Below are 17,323 nucleotides of genomic sequence, written 5' to 3'. Positions count from 1 at the left end.
GCATGGCGGATCGCCCGGATACCCCCGAGAACGACACGCAGTGGCGCACCGCGGGCGATCGGATCCAGACACTGCTGGACTCCTGCGCGGCGGGCGGGGCGGCTGCCTATGAGCGTGCCCAACAACTGGTCCGCGAAGTAGTCGGGCTTTACGGGGCGGGGCTGGAACGGATCCTGCACATGCTTGACGACTCGGCGCTAGCCGAGCGGCTGGCCACCGACGACCTGGTGGCCAGCCTGCTGCTGGTGCACGGCCTACACCCGCATGACGTACGCCGGCGAGTGTCCGACGCGCTAGAGCGGGTGCGGCCGTATCTGGGCTCCCATGGTGGCGATGTGGAGTTGTTGGAAATCACTGAGGCGGGTGCGGTCCGCTTGACGTTTACCGGGAGCTGCAAGAGCTGCCCGTCGTCGGCGGTGACACTCGAGCTGGCGGTGCAGGATGCCATCCTGGTGGCGGCACCGGAAATCAGCTCGATCGAACTGGCAACGCCCAACACCGTCATTCCGGCCGAATCTCTTTTGGCACGAGTGAATTCCAACGGCCGCCATGACACCACCTCCTGGCACCCGGTGCCGGAGCTGGACGACCTGGCACCCGGCGAGGTTGGCGGTTTCCTGGTAGCCGGAACAACGTTGCTGGCGTGCCGAGTCGGCGACCAAACCTTCGCCTACCGCGACCGCTGCCCGGTGTGTGACGACACGCTGGCCGGCGCGACTCTGGCCGGCCCTCTGCTGCGCTGCCCGCGCTGTCACACCGATTACGACGTGGTGCGCGCGGGTGCCGGTGCGAACGGGGCCCACCTCGACCCGTTGCCGCTGCTGCTTCGCGACGGCGTGCTCTCCGTCGCGATGCGAGCACCATTAGGAGCCCCGGCATGACGAGTCCCTACGACGTCCTGGCGCGCATCCGAAGCAACCGACAGGCCCCGGAGCCGGCCGGCGAGCGGTGCGACATGTGTTCGGAATGGATCGCCGACGAGCACCAGCACGTGGTGAATGTGGCCGGGCGGCAACTGATGTGCGTCTGCCACGCCTGCTATCTGCTGTTCACCGCCGGTAACCCCGAGCTGCGCTACCGGGCGGTGCCCGACCGGTATCTGGCCTTCCCCGACTTCGCGCTGGACCGCCGGGCCTGGGAGGCACTGCAGATCCCGGTCGGCGTGGCGTTCTTTTTCACCAACTCCACCCTCGGACGCACCGTTGCCTGCTATCCCGGCCCGGCCGGCGCTACCGAATCCGAGCTGGACCTTGACGCCTGGAATGCGATCGGCGGCACCGATCCCCGGCTTGACCTGCTGGCCGACGACGTAGAAGCGCTACTGGTCCGAGTCCCCGAATTCGGGCAGCCGCAAAGCTATCTCGTCCCGATCGATGCCTGCTACGAATTCGTCGGCCGATTACGCCTGTTGTGGCGAGGCTTCGACGGCGGGCAGCAGGCCAGGGAGTTCATCGACAGCTTCTTCGCGCGGATCGCCGGCCGCGCCCGGGAGACACCGGCATGAACGACCAGCCGCTGGACGTGAGCTTCGCCGTGCTAGACGTGGCGCCCGAACCCTACAGCGTGAGCCCAATACTGACCGCCCGCGTCGGCATCGACGTCAGCGGCGACGAGCCGGTGCATGCCATCGCGCTGCGCTGCCAGGTGCGCATCGAGCCGCTGCGCCGCTCCTACTCCGACGACGAAGCAACTGGGCTCGTCGATCTGTTCGGCGCCCGGGAACGCTGGGCGAGCACCCAGCGCACCTTGCTGTGGCAGCATTGCACCGCCATGGTCCCGGGCTTCACCGGCCACACCACGGTAGCGCTGCCGTTGGACTGCACCTACGATTTCGAAGTCGCCGCGGCCAAATACCTGCACGCACTGCGCGATGGCGCGCTTCCCCTCCAATTCCTGTTCAGTGGAACCATTTTCGTCAAGGCCGCACGTGGATTCTCGGTACAGCACGTGTCCTGGGACTGCGATGCCCGATACGACATGCCGGTGGCGGTGTGGCGCGACCTGATAGCCCAGCACTACCCGAACACCGGCTGGGTGCGGCTCAATCACGACACCATCGGCGCGCTGGCCCGCTATAAGTCGGCCCGCGGGCTGCTCGACCTCGATCACGCCATCACCGAACTGATCGTCGAGGCATCCGCCCCCAAGGCTGCCCTATGACCGCCAGCTGGGACCGGGCCCGCGCGGTCGCTGACGCGGTGCTCTACGAGGGGTATCTGCTCTACCCCTACCGTGGGACGTCGAGCAAGAACCAATCCCGCTGGCAGTTCGGGGTGCTGGGCCCACCGGGCGCTGCCGACGCCGGTCTGGGCGAGGACGACAGCATGGCGACGCAGTTCCTGGTCGACGGCGCCCAAGCGATCACCCTGGTAGTGCGGTTCCTGCAGTTGCAGCACCGCCGGGCCGAACGTGCCCTGCCCGGCGGCGGCTTTGCACCCGTCGACGAACTGACCACGCCCTCGGGATCATGGCTGTCTTGGGACGAAGCGGCCGAATGTGAGATGCCCTTCGGCCCTTTGGCGTTTGAGGATCAGCCGAAGACGCTGGCGGTGGTGGCCGAGGCGGCGATCGACATCGAACCCCTCGACGGGGGTCGCCTGGTTCGTGATCGCCAGCAGGTGCGCGGCGAAATCACAATATCCAACCAACCGGATGGCGACCTGCGCCGGGTTACAGTGCGGCTGAGCAATGTCGGCCCTGCCCCTGCCGACAAGAACGACGCGATAGCGCGCTCCCTGATCGGTACTCATGTCATCGCTGAAACGGTTGGTGGCCAGTTCGTTTCGCTGCTCGAACCACCGCCCGCCGTCGAAGACGCGGTGTCGCGGTGCACCCAGCACCGCTGCTTCCCGGTGCTGGCCGGCCCGCCCGGCACGAGCGACCTACTGCTGATCTCGCCGATCCTCCTCTACGACCACCCGCAAGTCGCCGAACAGAGCCACACCGCGCTGTATGACTGCACCGAAATCGACGAGATCCTCACGCTGCGCATAATGACGATGACCGACCAGGAGAAGGCACAGGCGCGGGCAACCGATCCGCGGGCCGCTGGGATCATCGACCAATGTGACGCCATGTCACCGCAGGACATGGTCCGCCTGCACGGGGTGCTGCGGAACCCGCACGGGGTTCCGGGCCTGGTCCCCGAGGTGCCCGACGGCGTCGACTGGTGGGACCCGTTGGCCGACACTGCGGTTCGTCCCGAGATCGACGCGGTGCTGGTGAACGGAGTCCGGGTCGCCCGAGGCTGCCACATCCGACTACGACCACGGCGTAATGCCGACGCGCAGGACATCTTTGTGGCCGGCAAGACCGCCCGGGTTGTGTCGGTGCACGAGGACGTCGAGGGCCACAAACACGTAGCTGTGGTGGTCGACGAGGATCCAGCCGCCGACCTGCACGAGTGGTACGGCCGCTACCTCTACTTCTCACCTAACGAGATCGAGCCGTTACAGCCGCAAACATCTGGTGAAAGGAGTTCGACATGGAGTTCTTAGGGTGGGTGTTCGTTGGCCTCATCGCACTGGTCTTGGCCGTCGCGGTGGCGCTGGGCGTGGCGTCGCTGCCGGATGCCCGCCGCTACCTCAAGCTACGGCGGATGTAGCCGGGCGACACTGATGGCGGCGCGCATCTTGGTAGCCGGAATCGGCAACATCTTTCTGGGGGACGACGGTTTCGGCTCCGAGGTGGTCCGGCAGGCCGATGTCCCGCAGCAGGACCCGAATGTACGGGTCATCGACTACGGCATCCGCGGCATGCACCTGGCCTACGACCTGCTGGAGGGGTGGGACACGTTGGTCCTTGTCGACGCGGTGCCCAGCCGCGGCAGTCCGGGCACCTTGCATGTGTTCCAGGCCGATCAGCAATCGTGGCCAGATCCGCCGGGCCTGGACGCGCACGGTATGGATCCGGCCACGGTGTTCGCTAGTCTGCGGGCGTTAGGAGGCGCTCCGCCCTACACCGTCATCGTCGGCTGCGAGGCGGGTAACGTCGATGAAGGTATAGGACTTAGCGCACCCGTCGCCAAGGCTGTACCGCGCGCCGCGCGGGCGGTCGAGGACATCGTCACGGCCCTGCGAACAGCCACGATCAACCAGGAGACGTGAGCATGTGTCTGGGTATCCCCGGCCAAGTGATCCGGATGCTCGAAGGCTACGAAGGACAGCTGGCGTTGGTCGACGTCGCCGGTGAGCAGCGCAGGGTCAACGTCGGCATGCTGCCGGACGAGAAGTTCTGCCCCGGCGACTGGGTGATCATCCATATGGGTTTCGTTGTCGAGAAGACGGACCGGGCTGGGGCCGAACAGGCGATGGCCGGTCTGGAGCTGATGGGGCGGGGCCGCAGCCCCGCCGGCGGTTGACATGACCCGTTTCCTGCTGCGGTCCGACGATATCCGGCAGCACTTCACCATCACCGGTGTGGTGCAGGGGGTGGGTTTTCGCCCGTTCGTCCATCAGCTCGCCAGCGACCTGGGCTTGGCCGGATTCGTCGGCAATGATTCGGCGGCGGTCTTCCTGGAAGTGCAGGGCAGCCGCGCCCACCTGGACGAGTTCGCTCGTCGACTGCGCGCCGAGGCGCCGCCGCTGGCACGGATCAGCTCGCTCTCGGTGACCGACATCGCGGCTGAAAGCGACTGCCCATCCGGCTTTCGGATCGTGGCCAGCCAGACGGTCGATGGTGCGGCGACACCGATTCCGCCGGATGTCGCGGTGTGCGACGACTGCATCGCCGAATTGTTCGACCCGCACGACCGCCGTTACCGCCATCCATTCGTGACGTGCACCAACTGCGGGCCGCGGTTCACCATCATCCGCACCCTGCCGTACGACCGGCCGGGCACCACCATGGCTGCGTTTGCCATGTGCGAACGCTGCGCCGCCGAATACCACGATCCCACGAACCGCCGATTCCACGCCCAACCCATCGCTTGCCCGGACTGCGGCGCGTCGCTGTGGTTCCGTTCGGAGGCCGGGCAAGTCAGCGGCTCCGACGCCGCGCTGGCCGCCACCCAGCAGGCGCTGGCGGCAGGTGCGGTGGTCGCCGTCAAGGGGATCGGGGGTTACCACCTGGCCTGTGTGGTCGACCACGACGCGGCGGTGCGCTCGCTACGGTCCCGAAAGGCGCGGGGTGCCAAGCCATTCGCCATGCTGGTGCGTGACCTGGAGGTGGCCCGCCGCTACGCCGACGTCGACGACACCGAGGCAGCGGTGCTGTGTAGCGCCGCCCGGCCCATCGTGTTGCTGCGCCGCCGGCTGGATGCGCCGGTCGCGGACGCCGTGGCGCCCGGTAGCCCGCTGCTGGGCTTGATGTTGCCCTACTCCCCCATCCATCATCTGCTGCTGGCGCCGGTGCCCGGTCACCGCGGCCCGGTGCCCGATGCGCTGGTGTTGACCAGCGCCAACCGTTCCGACGAGCCGATTTGCTTCACCGAAACTGATGCCGCGCAGCGTCTTCGGGCGCTGTGCGATGCGGTGCTCGACCATGACCGTCCCATCCACGTGCCCTGTGACGACTCGGTGGTTCGGGTGGTCGACAACCATGAGCTGCCTATCCGGCGGTCCCGCGGTTATGCGCCGCTGCCGGTGGACCTCGGGCGTGACGGCCCGGCCGTCCTGGCGGTGGGCGGGGAACTGAAGAACACGTGCTGCCTCACCGACGGCCGTCGCGCCTACCTGTCCGGACACATCGGCGACATGGCCAGCTGGGAGACGCTGCGCGCATTCGAGCGCGCGGTGCGCCAGCTCAGCGAAATACGCGGTGAGCCACAGCGATTGGCTGCCGATCTGCATCCTGGGTATCACACCCGCAGCTGGGCGGAGCGCCACGCCGGCGATCGGCCGCTCGATGTGGTGCAGCACCACCATGCGCACGTGGTGTCGCTGCTGGCCGAACACGGGCGCCTCGGCGAGCCCGTCGTCGGAGTCTCCTTCGACGGCACCGGCTACGGGTGCGACGCGACGATCTGGGGGGGCGAGATTTTGGTCCTCGGGCGCGATAGCCACCGTTTCGTCCGGGCCGGGCACCTGTTGCCGGGGCCGCTGCCCGGCGGCGACGCCGCGGTGCGCAATCCGTGGCGGATGGCGCTGGCGCAGTTGTGGATGGCCGGCCTCGACTGGAGCCCGGATCTCGCGCCGGTCGCGGCGGCGACGCCGGACGAACTACGGCTCGTCCATTCGCAATTGGAGAGTGGCACCGGCTGTGTGCCGTGTTCGAGCATGGGCCGGCTGTTCGACGCGGTCGCCTCCCTACTGGGGGTACGGCACCGGATCGACTACGAAGGTCAGGCCGCCATCGAACTCGAAGCACTGGCCGAGTCGGCCACCGCGGATCTTGGGCCGGCGCTGCCATTGGCCGTGCGGCCCGACGGGGTCATCGATCCGGCCACCATGGTGCAAACGCTGGTGTCCGCCTTGCGTGCCGGCACCCAACCGGCGATGCTGGCAGCGTGTTTCCACCACGCGGTCGCCGACGCCGTCGCCAGGGTAGTCGCCCAAGTGGCTGGCCAGGTGCGGCTGGTGGGCCTAACCGGTGGTGTTTTCCAGAACGTGCTGTTGCTGCGCGGGTGCCGGGAACGCCTGCAGCGCGCTGGGTTTGACGTGCTGACGCACCACAGCGTTCCGCCCAACGACGGCGGGCTGGCGCTTGGTCAGGCGGTGGTGTCCATGCTGACCGGGCTACCGGAGGCTGGCCAATGACGCCGCTGACCGCCATCGATCGTGGACTTGACGCCGGCCTGGCCCAGGATTTAGCCAAAGCCGCCTTCACGCTGGCCAAGCGGTTCGCCGCGGGCGCCACCATGTGGTCGATCGCGCCGGCGTGGGAGCCGCATGCCCTGCACATCGCGGTGGAGTTCGTGCATCCGGTGATCGTGGGCAAGCGGGCACTTCCGGCGGTGGCGTTGACCGGACCCGATCTGGTGGATCTGGTGCGGATATCGGTGCGCCCCGGCGACATCGTGGTCGCGGTCGCCGGTGCCGACCACCCCGACGTGGCATCGATCATGCGCCGCAGCCCGGCCTGGGGTGCGACCACGCTGTGGATCGGTAGCGGTGAGCGCCCGAAAGCCGGTGCGGCCGACCACGTGTTGTGGCTGGACGACCCCGATCCGCGGGTGCCCGCAACCGGTGGCTTCGTGCTCTTCTATCACGTGTTGTGGGAGCTGACTCATGTGTGTTTCGAACACTCCGGGTTGCTCAAACCTGAATACGTAGAAGAAGTTTGCGTCACCTGTAGCGACGAGGGACGTCTGGGTGAGGTGGTGATGGCTTCAGCTGAGGGGCTGGCCGCCGTGCGCACCGGTCGCGGCGTCGAGGATGTGGTGACCACGCTGGTCGGCCCGGTCGCGGCCGGTGACCTGGTGCTGGTGCACGCGGGCACGGCGATCAGCCGTCTCGAGGAGGACGCCTGATGAGCGACGAGCCGACCAACTTCCTGTATCCCTTCTTGAACGTTGGGGACGCGCAGGAAGACGACCACGAATCGCTGCTGGCGGACCTGGCCGCGTCGGCGCAGGCGAAGGCCGCCGAAAGCCTGGCCCTGCGCCGCGCCACCCTGCAAGCCAACGCCGACCGATTGGCAGCAGCCGCCACCGAAATGGCGCGCCGATTCGCCGCCGGCGGGCGACTGTTCACCTTCGGAAACGGCGGCAGCTGCACCGATTCCACCACCTTGGCGCGGCTGTTCGCCCGGCCCCCGATCGGCACGCCGCTACCGGCCTGGTCGTTGACCGCCGACCAGGCGATCCTTACCGCACTGGGCAACGACGTCGGATTCGACCTGGTGTTCGCCCGCCAGCTGATCGCCCGCGCACACGACGGCGACATCGCGATCGCCATGTCGACCAGCGGCAACTCGCCCAATCTGCTGACCGCGCTCGCCGAGGCGCACCAGCGCGGCCTGTACACCACCGGCTTCGCCGGATACGACGGCGGCGCCTTCGCCGACAACCCTAATGTGGACGCCTGCTTTGTCGTTCGGTCCCAAAGCGTGCACCGGATCCAGGAAGCACAGGCGCTATTGGGCTATCAATTGTGGGTGGCAGTCCACGAACGAGGCAGCCGGGATCGAGGGGCGGCATGAGCCGCGCCGGCGACTACCTTTCGTCGGGTCCGCGTTTTGCCGAGGGCGAGGTCATCGAGCGCATTGAGTCGTTTCGCCGGCGCCGTCCCCGGTTGCTCGACGACCATGTCACCCTGGCCCACGGAGCCGGGGGTAAGGCCTCGGCGGCCCTGGTCGATGCGGTGTTCGTGGAGGCGTTCCGCAACCCAGTGCTGGAGTCGCTGGGCGACGCCGCGGTGCTCCCGTTGCCCAGCGGTGAACGGGTCGCCATGTCCACTGATTCATTCGTGGTGGCGCCCAGGCGTTTTCCCGGCGGCTCGGTCGGTGCCCTGGCCGTGCACGGAACCTGCAACGACCTGGCGATGGCCGGCGCCGTGCCGTCCTGGATCTCGGCGGCCTTCGTGCTCGAGGAAGGTTTCCCTATTGCCGAGCTGAAGGAGATCGTCGCCGACATGGCGGCCGCGGCCGCGCAGGCCGGGGTGCAGATCGTCGCCGGCGACACCAAGGTGGTGCCCAGGGGCACTGCCGACGGGCTTTTCATCACTACCACCGGAACCGGGCTCATCCCGGCCGGGCGGCGGCTGTCCGCCGACGCAGTGCGCGCCGGCGACAAGGTGCTGCTGTCCGGGTCGATGGGTGACCACGGCATGGCCGTCATGCTGGCCCGCGGCGATCTGGCCATCGAGGCCAATATTCGTTCCGACACCGCCTCACTCAGCCCGTTGGTGGAGCTGCTGCTGGCGGCCGCACCGTCGACCCGCTGGCTGCGCGACGCCACCCGCGGCGGAGTCGGCACCGTCTGCAACGAACTGGCCCAGGCCTGCGGGCTCGGCGTGCTGCTGGAAGAGCAGCGGCTTCCGGTGGGCCCGATGGTCAACGGCGCGTGTGAGCTGCTGGGCATCGACCCGCTCTACGTCGCCAACGAAGGCAAGTTCGTCGCCGTCGTCGCACCGGAGGAAGCCGAGGCCGGGCTGGCCGCGGTGCGCTCACATCCGTTGGGCGCCGATGCCGCCGAAGTCGGCGAAATCGTCGCCGAACCCGCCGAAACCGTGATACTGCGAACCGGATTCGGCGGTACCCGGATCGTCGACATGCTGGTCGGCGATCCGCTGCCGCGAATCTGCTGACCTGAAGGAGCCGATATGTGCCTGGGCATTCCGGGGCGGATCGTCGAGATCACCGACCCGGCAAACTATTTGGCGAAGGTTGACGTCAGCGGAGTGCAGCGGACAATCAGCGTGCGGCTGCTGGACGACGACATGCCCGGACCCGACGATTGGGTGCTCATCCACGTCGGTTTCGCGATGGCCAAGATCGACGAGACCGAGGCGTTGCTCACCCTGGCGGCGATCCAGCAGCTGGGCGACGCCTACAGCACCGAAATGCAAGCCTTCGACTCGTCGGCGATCAGCTGAGCAGGGGTGGCACACCATGAAATTCGTTGACGAATTCCGCGACCCGGCCGCAGCGCGCAAGCTACTGACGGTGATCGAGCACCTGGCCGGCTCCGGCCCCCAGCACTTCAAGTTCATGGAGGTGTGCGGCGGGCACACCCACACCATCTACCGGCACGGCATCGAACATCTACTGCCCGACAACGTTGAGCTGGTGCACGGCCCCGGCTGCCCGGTGTGCGTGATCCCGATGGGACGCATCGACGACGCCATGTGGCTGGCCGGTCAGCCCGACGTCATCTTCACCTGCTTCGGTGACATGATGCGCGTGCCCGGCTCGAACGGCAGCTTGCTGGACGCCAAGGCACGCGGCGCTGACGTGCGCTTCGTCTATTCGCCGCTGGATGCACTCAAGATTGCGATCGACAACTCGGACAAGCAGGTGGTGTTCTTCGCGATCGGCTTCGAGACCACCGCACCCTCGACGGCGGTTACCCTGGTGCGGGCCCGCGACCTGGAGCTACCCAACTTCAGTGTGTTCTGCAACCACGTCACGATTGTGCCGCCGATCAAGGCCATCCTGGAATCACCGGACTTGCGGCTGTCGGGTTTCATTGGTCCCGGCCATGTTTCGACCGTCGTCGGTAACCGGCCCTACCGGTTTGTGCCGCAGGTGTACGGAAAACCGTTGGTAGTCTCCGGGTTTGAGCCGCTGGACATCCTGGCGTCGGTCGCGATGCTGCTGCGTCAGATCCGCGAGGGCCGCTGCGAGGTGGAAAACCAGTACAAGCGGGTGGTGTCCGAGCAGGGCAACCCGGCCGCGCTGGCGCTGATGGGCAAGGTGTTCGCGTTGCGCCCGCACTTCGAATGGCGCGGACTGGGATTCATCTCGCAAAGCGCGCTGCGGCTACACGACGACTTCGCCGACTTCGACGCCGAACTGCGGTTCGCGATGCCCGGCGTGCGGGTGGCCGACCCCAAGGCGTGCCAGTGCGGTGAGGTGCTCAAGGGCGTGCTCAAGCCCTGGGAGTGCAAGGTTTTCGGTACCGCGTGCACCCCGGAGACACCGATCGGCACCTGCATGGTGTCCCCGGAGGGAGCATGTGCGGCCTACTACAACTTCGGGCGCATGCACCGTGACGCCGCCAAACTGGTGGGGTCCTCGGGACTGGCGTAAACGGATGGCCAGCCCAGCGATCCTGGGCGCGGAGATGTTCGCCCGGTACGCCTATGCGCCCAACGCTTTGGGTTACTGCGGTCCCCCGCTGGGTGCTACGTTGCGCGACGGCTCGGCCGACGAGGTGCGAGCCGCAGCGACGAAGTTTACGGGCGCCTGGCCGTACTTGCGGGTGCTGGCGCGGCTGACCGGTATCGCGGACCCGCTGGACTACCGGCTGGTCGAATCGTATTGGCTCGGCGGCGGCGTCGGCGCCGACCTGGAGCTCGGCCGGTTCTTCGCGGAACTGCTCGCCATCATCGGCCCCCAGGCGGGACGTTACTGGTCGCACCTCACACCGCAGCTGGCCGACGAGGCCGCCGCCAATCACAGCTTTCATGTGTTCGGTGTTTATCCGTGGACTCGGTTTCTGGGGCGGGGCGTGGACGAGCACCCGTTGAGTGTCTTGGATAACTGCCGGATCACTTGGGGCACAGTTCTTTCCCGCACCGGCGATGTCGTCGAAATCTCGTGTCGGCGGCTGGCGTGGGACGGCGCGACGCTGACGTTGTCCGAGCCTTCGGCACGAGCGCTGGACGTGTGGGCCGACGGGTACAGCGCCGTTCCGGACGTCGCCGCCGGCGATGACGTCGCTGTGCATTGGGGCCGGCTATGCGGCCGGCTGCAACCAGACCAGGTGCGCTCACTGGCCGACAGCACCTACCGACAGCTGCGTGTGACCAGCCAACGCCTATCACGTGGGTAGCGTCATGCCAGACTGGCCATCATGCCCGGTTCGATCCGCGACGTGCTGCCCAGCGCGGCGGCACTGCTCGGGGTTTCCGGAGTTGCCGACAAGCTGGGTGTTGTGGACCATGTCGGCCGGGTCGAGCGCGTCCTGGTCGTCCTGGTTGACGGGATGGGCTGGCACCTGCTTCCGGAATTGGCCTGCGACGCACCGCTGCTCGCCTCGGTACTGACCGGAGCCACCGGGCGGCTCAGCCAGCTCGTCTGCGCCTTCCCGTCCACCACACCGACCAGTCTGGTATCACTGGGCACCGGAGCCGAGCCAGGTGAGCACGGCATCCTGGGCTTCACCCTTAAAATCCCGGGCACCGACCGGGTGCTCAACCACATTCGGTGGCGCGACGACCCACCGCACACCCAATGGCAGCCGCTGCCAACCTGGTTCGAGCGACTAACGCAGCACGGGGTCCCGGCACGCGTCGTGCTGCCGGAGTGGTTCCTGGGCAGCGGCCTCACCGCCGCCGCCTACCGCGGCGCCCAGTTCCGTCCGACGAGGCACGCCCAGGACTACGCCGAGCAGATCATCGACGAGCTGAGCGCGGCCCCCGGACTGGTCTACGGCTATACCGCCGAACTCGACACTGCGGCCCATGTGTTCGGCATCGGCTCCGATCAGTGGCACGCCGCGGCAACCAGTGTCGATGCCCTGCTGACCCGGCTGGTGGCGGGGTTGCCCGCCGACACGGTGCTACTGGTGACCGCCGACCACGGCGGCCTCAACGTCGCGGCGGATGCCCGCGTCGATCTCGATGCCGACCCGCGGCTGACGGCGGGAATCCGGGTGGTGGCCGGCGAACCGCGGGTGCGCTACCTGCACACGCTGCCCGGCGCCACCGCCGATGTGCTGGCCACCTGGACGGAGGTGCTTTCCGGCTGGGCCGATGTGCGCAGCCGCGAGGAGGCGGTAGCAACCGCAATGTTCGGCCCGGTCCATCCGCGGAACTTGCCGCGGATCGGCGACGTAGTGGTCACCTGTAGCAGCGACACAGCCGTGTTGGCAACCGGTCACGAACCTCCGGAAACGGCTCGCCTCATCGGCTTTCACGGCGGGGCCACTGCCGCCGAGATGGCAATCCCGTTGATCGTGTTTCCCGCTAGTTCCAAACCCCAGCCGAGGAACGCGATCCACCGGGTTGAGCACGAACCCAAGGATGAACTCGCCCCAAATCCACTGCGCATACTTGGGTTCCCGCCGAGAAGCCCTCAGTTCACCTGAACTCCGTGCAAAGCCCCCCGCCCCCACAGATCCGGACGTGAGCCGCTCGACTCATCCGGCTCTTGTCGTCTTGATCACCAGGCCGAGCGTCACGCGTCACCGCACGACACGCGACACCGGGCCTGTCTTGTTGAAAGGCACCCCGATATCGGGGATAGGCGGAAGGGATTTGCAGCAGCCCCGGTGGAAATTCCCTCATGCTGTGGGCTTCCTGTGCGGAAGTTGTCAATGTGCACTGCCGGTTAGGCATCGCTTCGACCACCAAAACCGTTAGCGGCGACAATACGACGATCCCCAGAGCCCAGGCCACGACGGCTCGTCGTCTGTTGGATCACCGGGCCGCCACCTCGTTCTCCTGCCCTCTGGTGCGCCACCAGGGCTTTCGACCAAATAGGTTGTGACCAATCCTCTCTCATGGAGCCCTCAGCAACGATGTTAGCCATTTCACCCGCCCCGATCCCTTCAGGCGGCCGACAGACATGGGAGTCAACTAGTGCCTGTTTGTCAAGTATTCGGATATCTACTGCGCAATCTAACGGCCTTCACCACCGCTGTGTACACAGATTTAACACGGCATCTAACTATCCTGAAGCAGAGCTTTTCGAAAGGACTCTCAATGAAGATGAGCAGAGAATCAGATGAGCAGGGTTGGACACCCGCCCAGTTTCAAGCTGATCCGTTCACGACTACGAAGTGAACGACAAACTACGGTCCCCAGGTCACAGTTAACAATGGCACACTGTTAGACGACCGCGCACCCGATACGCCGTGAGCTGGTGCGCTACGTCTTCGTTCTCGCCAGCGGGACGGCTCTCTGATCAGCCTCATTCATTTCCCTGTCTGGGGTAAATGCGATGGATCGGATACTGCTTGGCTAATTTCTCCAGCGCTTCACATCAAGCCATACCTGCTAAGCAAGAGTCAGTGAGCCCATCAGCACCTGAACCGAAGTCGAACACCCCGCAAACCCGGCGCCGGTCGTTGCACCCCGGACTAATCACTTCCGGCGCCGACTCATCTACAACCACTGGTGCCACTGATGTCATCAGATCCATTCACGAGGCATGGAGCATTGTTCATGAGTTTTGTAATGTTGCCGCCGGAGATTAACTCGACCCGGATGTACACCGGCCCCGGGTCGGCCTCGCTCAGGGCCGCCGCGGCAAGCTGGAACAGCGTGTCGGTTGGATTGCACTCCGCCGCCGAGTCTTACCGGGCGATGATCGCAGACTTGACCAGCTTCCAATGGCTCGGTGCATCTTCGGCTGCAATGGTCGCCTCGGTACTTCCCTACGTTGAATGGCTGGAGGCCACTGCCACACAAGCAGGACACTCGGCGATGCAGGCCGCGGCCGCGGCCACCGCCTACGAGCAGGCATTCGCGCTGACGGTGCCGCCGCCGGCCATCGCCGTCAACCGCGCGCAGCTCACGGCATTGATTACAACGAACTTCTTCGGCCAAAACACGGCTGCAATCGCCGCCACCGAGGCCGAATACGCCGAGATGTGGGCCACTGACGCGACCGTGATGACGAACTACTCCTCCACCTCTGCCGCCGCAAGAACGTTAACGCCCTTTACTTCCCCGCAACAGACCACCAACCTCGCCGGCCTGGGCGCACAAAGCGCCGCAGTCGCCAATTCCGCCGCCAACAGTGCCGCTGGCAGCGGCAACTGGCTGGGAAATCTGATCGAGGCCATAGGTATTGCGCTCTTGCCGATCGCGCCGGAACTCTCAGCAATCCTGATACCGCTGGGAGAGCTGATCAACATGATCCCCTTCCCCTCCCTCCTGGCCGACGACTTTGCTGTTCTCGACGGCCTGCTGACGTTCTACGCGACGATCGGTTCGATGCAAAACCTCCAATCGATGACCAGCGGGATCATTGGCACTGAAGACACTTTGGGCATACTTCCCCACGCAGCCGCGGCCGCCGCGGAAGCTGTGCCAAACGCGCTCGCCGTACTCGGTGGCGAGCCCGCGCTGGGCGCCGAGCTGGGCCCGATCGCAGCAGAGTTAACCAGCGGCAACAGAATTGGGCAAATGTCGGTTCCGCCCAGCTGGACCGAACCTAAGGTCACGACGATCAAGGCGCTACAGGCCACCCCGCTGACAACGCTGCCCTCCGACGAGGGTACCGCCCCCGGCATGCCCGGACTTCCCGGGATGCAGATGACCGGAACAGGCCGTGGCGGCATGGCACCCCGATACGGTGTGCGTCTGACCGTAATGACACGCCCGCTCTCGGGCGGGTAACCAAATAGCAATGGCAACAAACCGTCCGAGAACACTCAACGCATGTGCCGTGGACTGGTACGTTATCAACCTCGTTTGAGGTGTCAACGGCCAGTTTGATGTCCCCGCTGGTGGCCAATTGAAAGTCCCAGCACAGCCCCGCCGCGCTCATCGCCATAGCGCTGCTGACCTGAGGCGGACTCTGCCCACCACCACCCGGCTGCGCCGCATGAAATCCAGCCGACGGAAACGTCAGTAGATCCAGAAAACACGGTATTCGCGAGGGTTATCGCAGCGCCGCCACGCGGCTGCGATAAGCGGGATGATCGATTCGGCAGCGCACGCTGCGCTGGGATCGGCGTCATCCGGTCCCGGTCCACCGTCGTAGCTCATGGGCAACTCTACAGTGGAGTGACATAGGCGGCGCTGATGCCACCGTCAACCAGAAATGTCGACGCGGTGATGAACGATGCGTCGTCGCTGGCCAAAAATGCTACTGCAGCGGCGATTTCGTTGGGATCTGCGAAGCGGCCCAACGGCACGTGCACCAGCCGTCGAGCCGCCCGCTCGGGATCCTTGGCGAAAAGCTCTTGCAGCAGTGGCGTGTTCACCGGGCCGGGGCACAGCGCATTGACCCGGATGCCTTGGCGGGCGAACTGCACTCCGAGCTCGCGCGACATGGCCAGCACCCCACCCTTGGCGGCGGTATAGGAAATCTGCGACGTCGCGGAGCCCATCACCGCAACGAACGAGGCGGTATTGATGATCGAGCCCTTGGCGGCGGGCACCATATGCCGCAACGCGGCCCGGCAGCACAGGTAGACCGACGTGAGGTCGACGTCTTGAACACGTTGCCACGCAGCGAGTTCAGTGCTTTCGATCAGATCGTCCTCAGGCGGCGAAATGCCGGCGTTGTTGAATGCGATGTCGATGGCGCCGCAGGCGTGGGCGGCGGTGTCGAAAAGCTTGTTGACCGCGTCCTCGTCGGAAACATCCACTGGCACAAAAAGACCGGAAAGCGCTTCCGCGGCCGCGCCTCCCGCGTCGGCGTCGACATCGCCGATGACGATCATCGCCCCTTCGGCGTGCATGCGGCGGGCTGCGGCCAGCCCGATGCCGCTGCCACCGCCGGTGATGACGGCAACCCGGCCTGCCAGCCGCCGGCTCAAATCGACCATTAGCCCTCCCCCATCGCGATGAACACGTTCTTGGTCTCGGTAAAGTGCAGCGGCGCGTCCGGCCCGAGCTCACGGCCCAGACCCGACTGTTTGAAACCCCCGAATGGCGTGTTGAAGCGGACCGACGAGTGCGAGTTCACCGAGAGGTTGCCGGCCTCAACAGCCCGGGACACGCGCAGCGCACGGGAGAGGTTGTTGGTCCAGATCGATCCGGACAACCCATATGCGGTGTCGTTGGCCAGCGTGACAGCATCGTCCTCGTCGTCGAATGGTAACACCGTCACCACCGGGCCGAAGATCTCTTCAGTGACGACACGGTCAGTTCGTTGGGGCGTGAGAACCGTTGGCGCGAACCAGAATCCACGCCCCGCCGGTGCCGAGCCGCGAAACGCCACGGGAGCGTCGTCGGGCACATAGGAGGCTACCTTGGCGCGGTGCGCTGCAGATACCAGCGGGCCCATCTGGGTGTCGCGCGAGCCGGGGTCCCCGACGACGATGCTTTGCACCACTGGCTCGAGCAGTTCCATGAAACGGTCGTAAACGTTGCGCTGCACCAGGATTCGACTTCGCGCGCAGCAGTCCTGTCCGGCGTTGTCGAACACTCCGGCTGGCGCGGTCGCGGCCGCGTGCTCCAGGTCGCAGTCGGCAAAGACAATGTTGGCGCTCTTGCCACCTAACTCCAGGGTGACCCGCTTGACCTGAACAGCCGCTTCCTCCAATACCTTTCGGCCTACTTCGGTAGATCCAGTGAATACGATATTGCGCACGTCGGGGTGGGTCACCAATCGCGCTCCGACCACCGCACCCTGGCCCGGCAGCACCTGCAGCAGGTCTTGGTCCAACCCGGCCTGGACGGCCAGCTCGGCGAGCCGCATGGTGCTCAGCGGCGTCCACTCGGCGGGCTTAACCAGCACCGCGTTGCCGGCGGCGAGCGCCGGCGCGATGCCCCAGGACGCGATCACCATCGGAAAGTTCCACGGCGTGATCACCCCGACCACACCTATCGGTTCGTTGAAGGTGACGTCGATGCCGCCTGCGACGGGAATCTGCCTGCCGGACAAGCGTTCCGGGCTGGCGGCATAGAACTGCAGCACGTCGCGGACGGCGCCGGCTTCCCACTCTGCGGAGGCGATGGGATGTCCCGAATTGAGTACTTCCAACTGGGCCAGCTCGTGGCGGTGGGCGTCGACCATAGCGGCGAATGCGCGCAGGCCCGCCGCCCGTTCGGCCGGCGCTAACCGCCCCCAGCGCCGCTGCGCCGCTCGTGCCCGTTGCACC

Annotated in this window: 18 protein-coding genes; 16 read left to right on the top strand and 2 right to left on the bottom strand. The window is 66.2% G+C overall.

The genetic code is table 11. From position 1 onward, the window contains the following. Nucleotides 1-2 precede the first annotated feature (2 nt). The 16 genes from F0Q45_RS10655 (at nt 3) to F0Q45_RS10580 (ending at nt 14,888) form a co-directional block, all read left to right on the top strand. Nucleotides 3-881, top strand: a complete 879-nt coding sequence (locus F0Q45_RS10655) for a NifU family protein (RefSeq protein WP_149653925.1) — start codon at nt 3-5, stop codon at nt 879-881. Beyond that, nucleotides 878-1,504 (top strand): DUF5947 family protein, encoded by a 627-nt coding sequence (locus tag F0Q45_RS10650; protein WP_149653924.1) that lies wholly within the window; start codon nt 878-880, stop codon nt 1,502-1,504. The genes F0Q45_RS10655 and F0Q45_RS10650 overlap by 4 nt, the downstream gene beginning before the upstream one ends. Further along, entirely contained in the window at nt 1,501-2,160 is a 660-nt protein-coding gene (locus tag F0Q45_RS10645) for a DUF6084 family protein (protein ID WP_149653923.1), read from the top strand. The genes F0Q45_RS10650 and F0Q45_RS10645 overlap by 4 nt, the downstream gene beginning before the upstream one ends. Beyond that, nucleotides 2,157-3,497, top strand: a complete 1,341-nt coding sequence (locus F0Q45_RS10640; RefSeq protein ID WP_149653922.1) for a hypothetical protein — start codon at nt 2,157-2,159, stop codon at nt 3,495-3,497. Before F0Q45_RS10645 ends, F0Q45_RS10640 begins: the two co-directional genes overlap by 4 nt. After that, the gene (locus tag F0Q45_RS30160; protein ID WP_373424951.1) at nt 3,485-3,604 is read left to right on the top strand and encodes a DUF6893 family small protein; all 120 of its coding nucleotides are present in this window, start codon (nt 3,485-3,487) and stop codon (nt 3,602-3,604) included. Before F0Q45_RS10640 ends, F0Q45_RS30160 begins: the two co-directional genes overlap by 13 nt. 13 nt (nt 3,605-3,617) lie before the next feature. Then, on the top strand, nt 3,618-4,106 hold the full coding sequence (locus tag F0Q45_RS10635; RefSeq protein WP_149653921.1) for a hydrogenase maturation protease: 489 nt from the start codon (nt 3,618-3,620) through the stop codon (nt 4,104-4,106). 2 nt (nt 4,107-4,108) lie between these two features. Next, nucleotides 4,109-4,360 (top strand): HypC/HybG/HupF family hydrogenase formation chaperone, encoded by a 252-nt coding sequence (locus F0Q45_RS10630; protein WP_149653920.1) that lies wholly within the window; start codon nt 4,109-4,111, stop codon nt 4,358-4,360. A gap of 1 nt (nt 4,361) precedes the next feature. Beyond that, entirely contained in the window at nt 4,362-6,695 is a 2,334-nt protein-coding gene (gene hypF, locus F0Q45_RS10625) for a carbamoyltransferase HypF (RefSeq protein ID WP_149653919.1), read from the top strand. Further along, nucleotides 6,692-7,408, top strand: a complete 717-nt coding sequence (locus F0Q45_RS10620; protein ID WP_149653918.1) for a HypC/HybG/HupF family hydrogenase formation chaperone — start codon at nt 6,692-6,694, stop codon at nt 7,406-7,408. Before hypF ends, F0Q45_RS10620 begins: the two co-directional genes overlap by 4 nt. Beyond that, nucleotides 7,408-8,079 (top strand): D-sedoheptulose-7-phosphate isomerase, encoded by a 672-nt coding sequence (locus tag F0Q45_RS10615; RefSeq protein WP_188112867.1) that lies wholly within the window; start codon nt 7,408-7,410, stop codon nt 8,077-8,079. Before F0Q45_RS10620 ends, F0Q45_RS10615 begins: the two co-directional genes overlap by 1 nt. Next, nucleotides 8,076-9,185, top strand: coding sequence for a hydrogenase expression/formation protein HypE (gene hypE / locus F0Q45_RS10610; RefSeq protein WP_149653916.1), 1,110 nt, complete (start codon nt 8,076-8,078; stop codon nt 9,183-9,185). The genes F0Q45_RS10615 and hypE overlap by 4 nt, the downstream gene beginning before the upstream one ends. Nucleotides 9,186-9,200: 15 nt before the next feature. Then, entirely contained in the window at nt 9,201-9,473 is a 273-nt protein-coding gene (locus tag F0Q45_RS10605) for a HypC/HybG/HupF family hydrogenase formation chaperone (RefSeq protein ID WP_149653915.1), read from the top strand. 16 nt (nt 9,474-9,489) lie between these two features. After that, nucleotides 9,490-10,629, top strand: coding sequence for a hydrogenase formation protein HypD (gene hypD / locus F0Q45_RS10600; RefSeq protein WP_149653914.1), 1,140 nt, complete (start codon nt 9,490-9,492; stop codon nt 10,627-10,629). A gap of 4 nt (nt 10,630-10,633) precedes the next feature. Further along, nucleotides 10,634-11,374 (top strand): DUF6390 family protein, encoded by a 741-nt coding sequence (locus F0Q45_RS10595; protein WP_149653913.1) that lies wholly within the window; start codon nt 10,634-10,636, stop codon nt 11,372-11,374. Nucleotides 11,375-11,395: 21 nt separating this feature from the next. Continuing rightward, a complete protein-coding gene (locus F0Q45_RS10590; protein ID WP_149653912.1) occupies nt 11,396-12,631 on the top strand; it encodes an alkaline phosphatase family protein in 1,236 nt (411 codons plus the stop codon). A gap of 1,072 nt (nt 12,632-13,703) precedes the next feature. Beyond that, nucleotides 13,704-14,888 carry a PPE family protein gene (locus F0Q45_RS10580; RefSeq protein WP_373424952.1) on the top strand — a complete coding sequence of 395 codons (1,185 nt, stop codon included), beginning with the start codon at nt 13,704-13,706 and terminating at the stop codon, nt 14,886-14,888. A 380-nt stretch (nt 14,889-15,268) separates the two neighbouring features. Here the strand turns inward: F0Q45_RS10580 and F0Q45_RS10575 are convergent, their stop codons facing one another. Together F0Q45_RS10575 and F0Q45_RS10570 are read right to left on the bottom strand one after the other, a co-directional pair. Further along, on the bottom strand, nt 15,269-16,045 hold the full coding sequence (locus tag F0Q45_RS10575; protein ID WP_149653909.1) for a 3-oxoacyl-ACP reductase: 777 nt from the start codon (nt 16,043-16,045) through the stop codon (nt 15,269-15,271). Further along, a partial coding sequence (locus F0Q45_RS10570) for an aldehyde dehydrogenase family protein (RefSeq protein WP_149653908.1) occupies nt 16,045-17,323 on the bottom strand: 1,279 nt, incomplete at its 5' end. The genes F0Q45_RS10575 and F0Q45_RS10570, both read right to left, overlap by 1 nt.

It is taken from the genome of Mycobacterium simiae (genome assembly GCF_008370645.1).
GTDB lineage: Bacteria > Actinomycetota > Actinomycetes > Mycobacteriales > Mycobacteriaceae > Mycobacterium > Mycobacterium simiae_A.
This window is presented reverse-complemented; position numbering and strand designations above follow the sequence as displayed.

Excerpts from the sequence above, each read along its gene's own strand:
- F0Q45_RS10655 (WP_149653925.1), top strand. The coding sequence starts at position 3 with ATGGCGGATCGCCCGGATACCCCCGAGAACGACACGCAGTGGCGCACC.
- F0Q45_RS10650 (WP_149653924.1), top strand. The coding sequence starts at position 878 with ATGACGAGTCCCTACGACGTCCTGGCGCGCATCCGAAGCAACCGACAG.
- F0Q45_RS10645 (WP_149653923.1), top strand. The coding sequence starts at position 1,501 with ATGAACGACCAGCCGCTGGACGTGAGCTTCGCCGTGCTAGACGTGGCG.
- F0Q45_RS10640 (WP_149653922.1), top strand. The coding sequence starts at position 2,157 with ATGACCGCCAGCTGGGACCGGGCCCGCGCGGTCGCTGACGCGGTGCTC.
- F0Q45_RS30160 (WP_373424951.1), top strand. The coding sequence starts at position 3,485 with ATGGAGTTCTTAGGGTGGGTGTTCGTTGGCCTCATCGCACTGGTCTTG.
- F0Q45_RS10635 (WP_149653921.1), top strand. The coding sequence starts at position 3,618 with ATGGCGGCGCGCATCTTGGTAGCCGGAATCGGCAACATCTTTCTGGGG.
- F0Q45_RS10630 (WP_149653920.1), top strand. The coding sequence starts at position 4,109 with ATGTGTCTGGGTATCCCCGGCCAAGTGATCCGGATGCTCGAAGGCTAC.
- hypF (WP_149653919.1), top strand. The coding sequence starts at position 4,362 with ATGACCCGTTTCCTGCTGCGGTCCGACGATATCCGGCAGCACTTCACC.
- F0Q45_RS10620 (WP_149653918.1), top strand. The coding sequence starts at position 6,692 with ATGACGCCGCTGACCGCCATCGATCGTGGACTTGACGCCGGCCTGGCC.
- F0Q45_RS10615 (WP_188112867.1), top strand. The coding sequence starts at position 7,408 with ATGAGCGACGAGCCGACCAACTTCCTGTATCCCTTCTTGAACGTTGGG.
- hypE (WP_149653916.1), top strand. The coding sequence starts at position 8,076 with ATGAGCCGCGCCGGCGACTACCTTTCGTCGGGTCCGCGTTTTGCCGAG.
- F0Q45_RS10605 (WP_149653915.1), top strand. The coding sequence starts at position 9,201 with ATGTGCCTGGGCATTCCGGGGCGGATCGTCGAGATCACCGACCCGGCA.
- hypD (WP_149653914.1), top strand. The coding sequence starts at position 9,490 with ATGAAATTCGTTGACGAATTCCGCGACCCGGCCGCAGCGCGCAAGCTA.
- F0Q45_RS10595 (WP_149653913.1), top strand. The coding sequence starts at position 10,634 with ATGGCCAGCCCAGCGATCCTGGGCGCGGAGATGTTCGCCCGGTACGCC.
- F0Q45_RS10590 (WP_149653912.1), top strand. The coding sequence starts at position 11,396 with ATGCCCGGTTCGATCCGCGACGTGCTGCCCAGCGCGGCGGCACTGCTC.
- F0Q45_RS10575 (WP_149653909.1), bottom strand. The coding sequence starts at position 16,045 with ATGGTCGATTTGAGCCGGCGGCTGGCAGGCCGGGTTGCCGTCATCACC.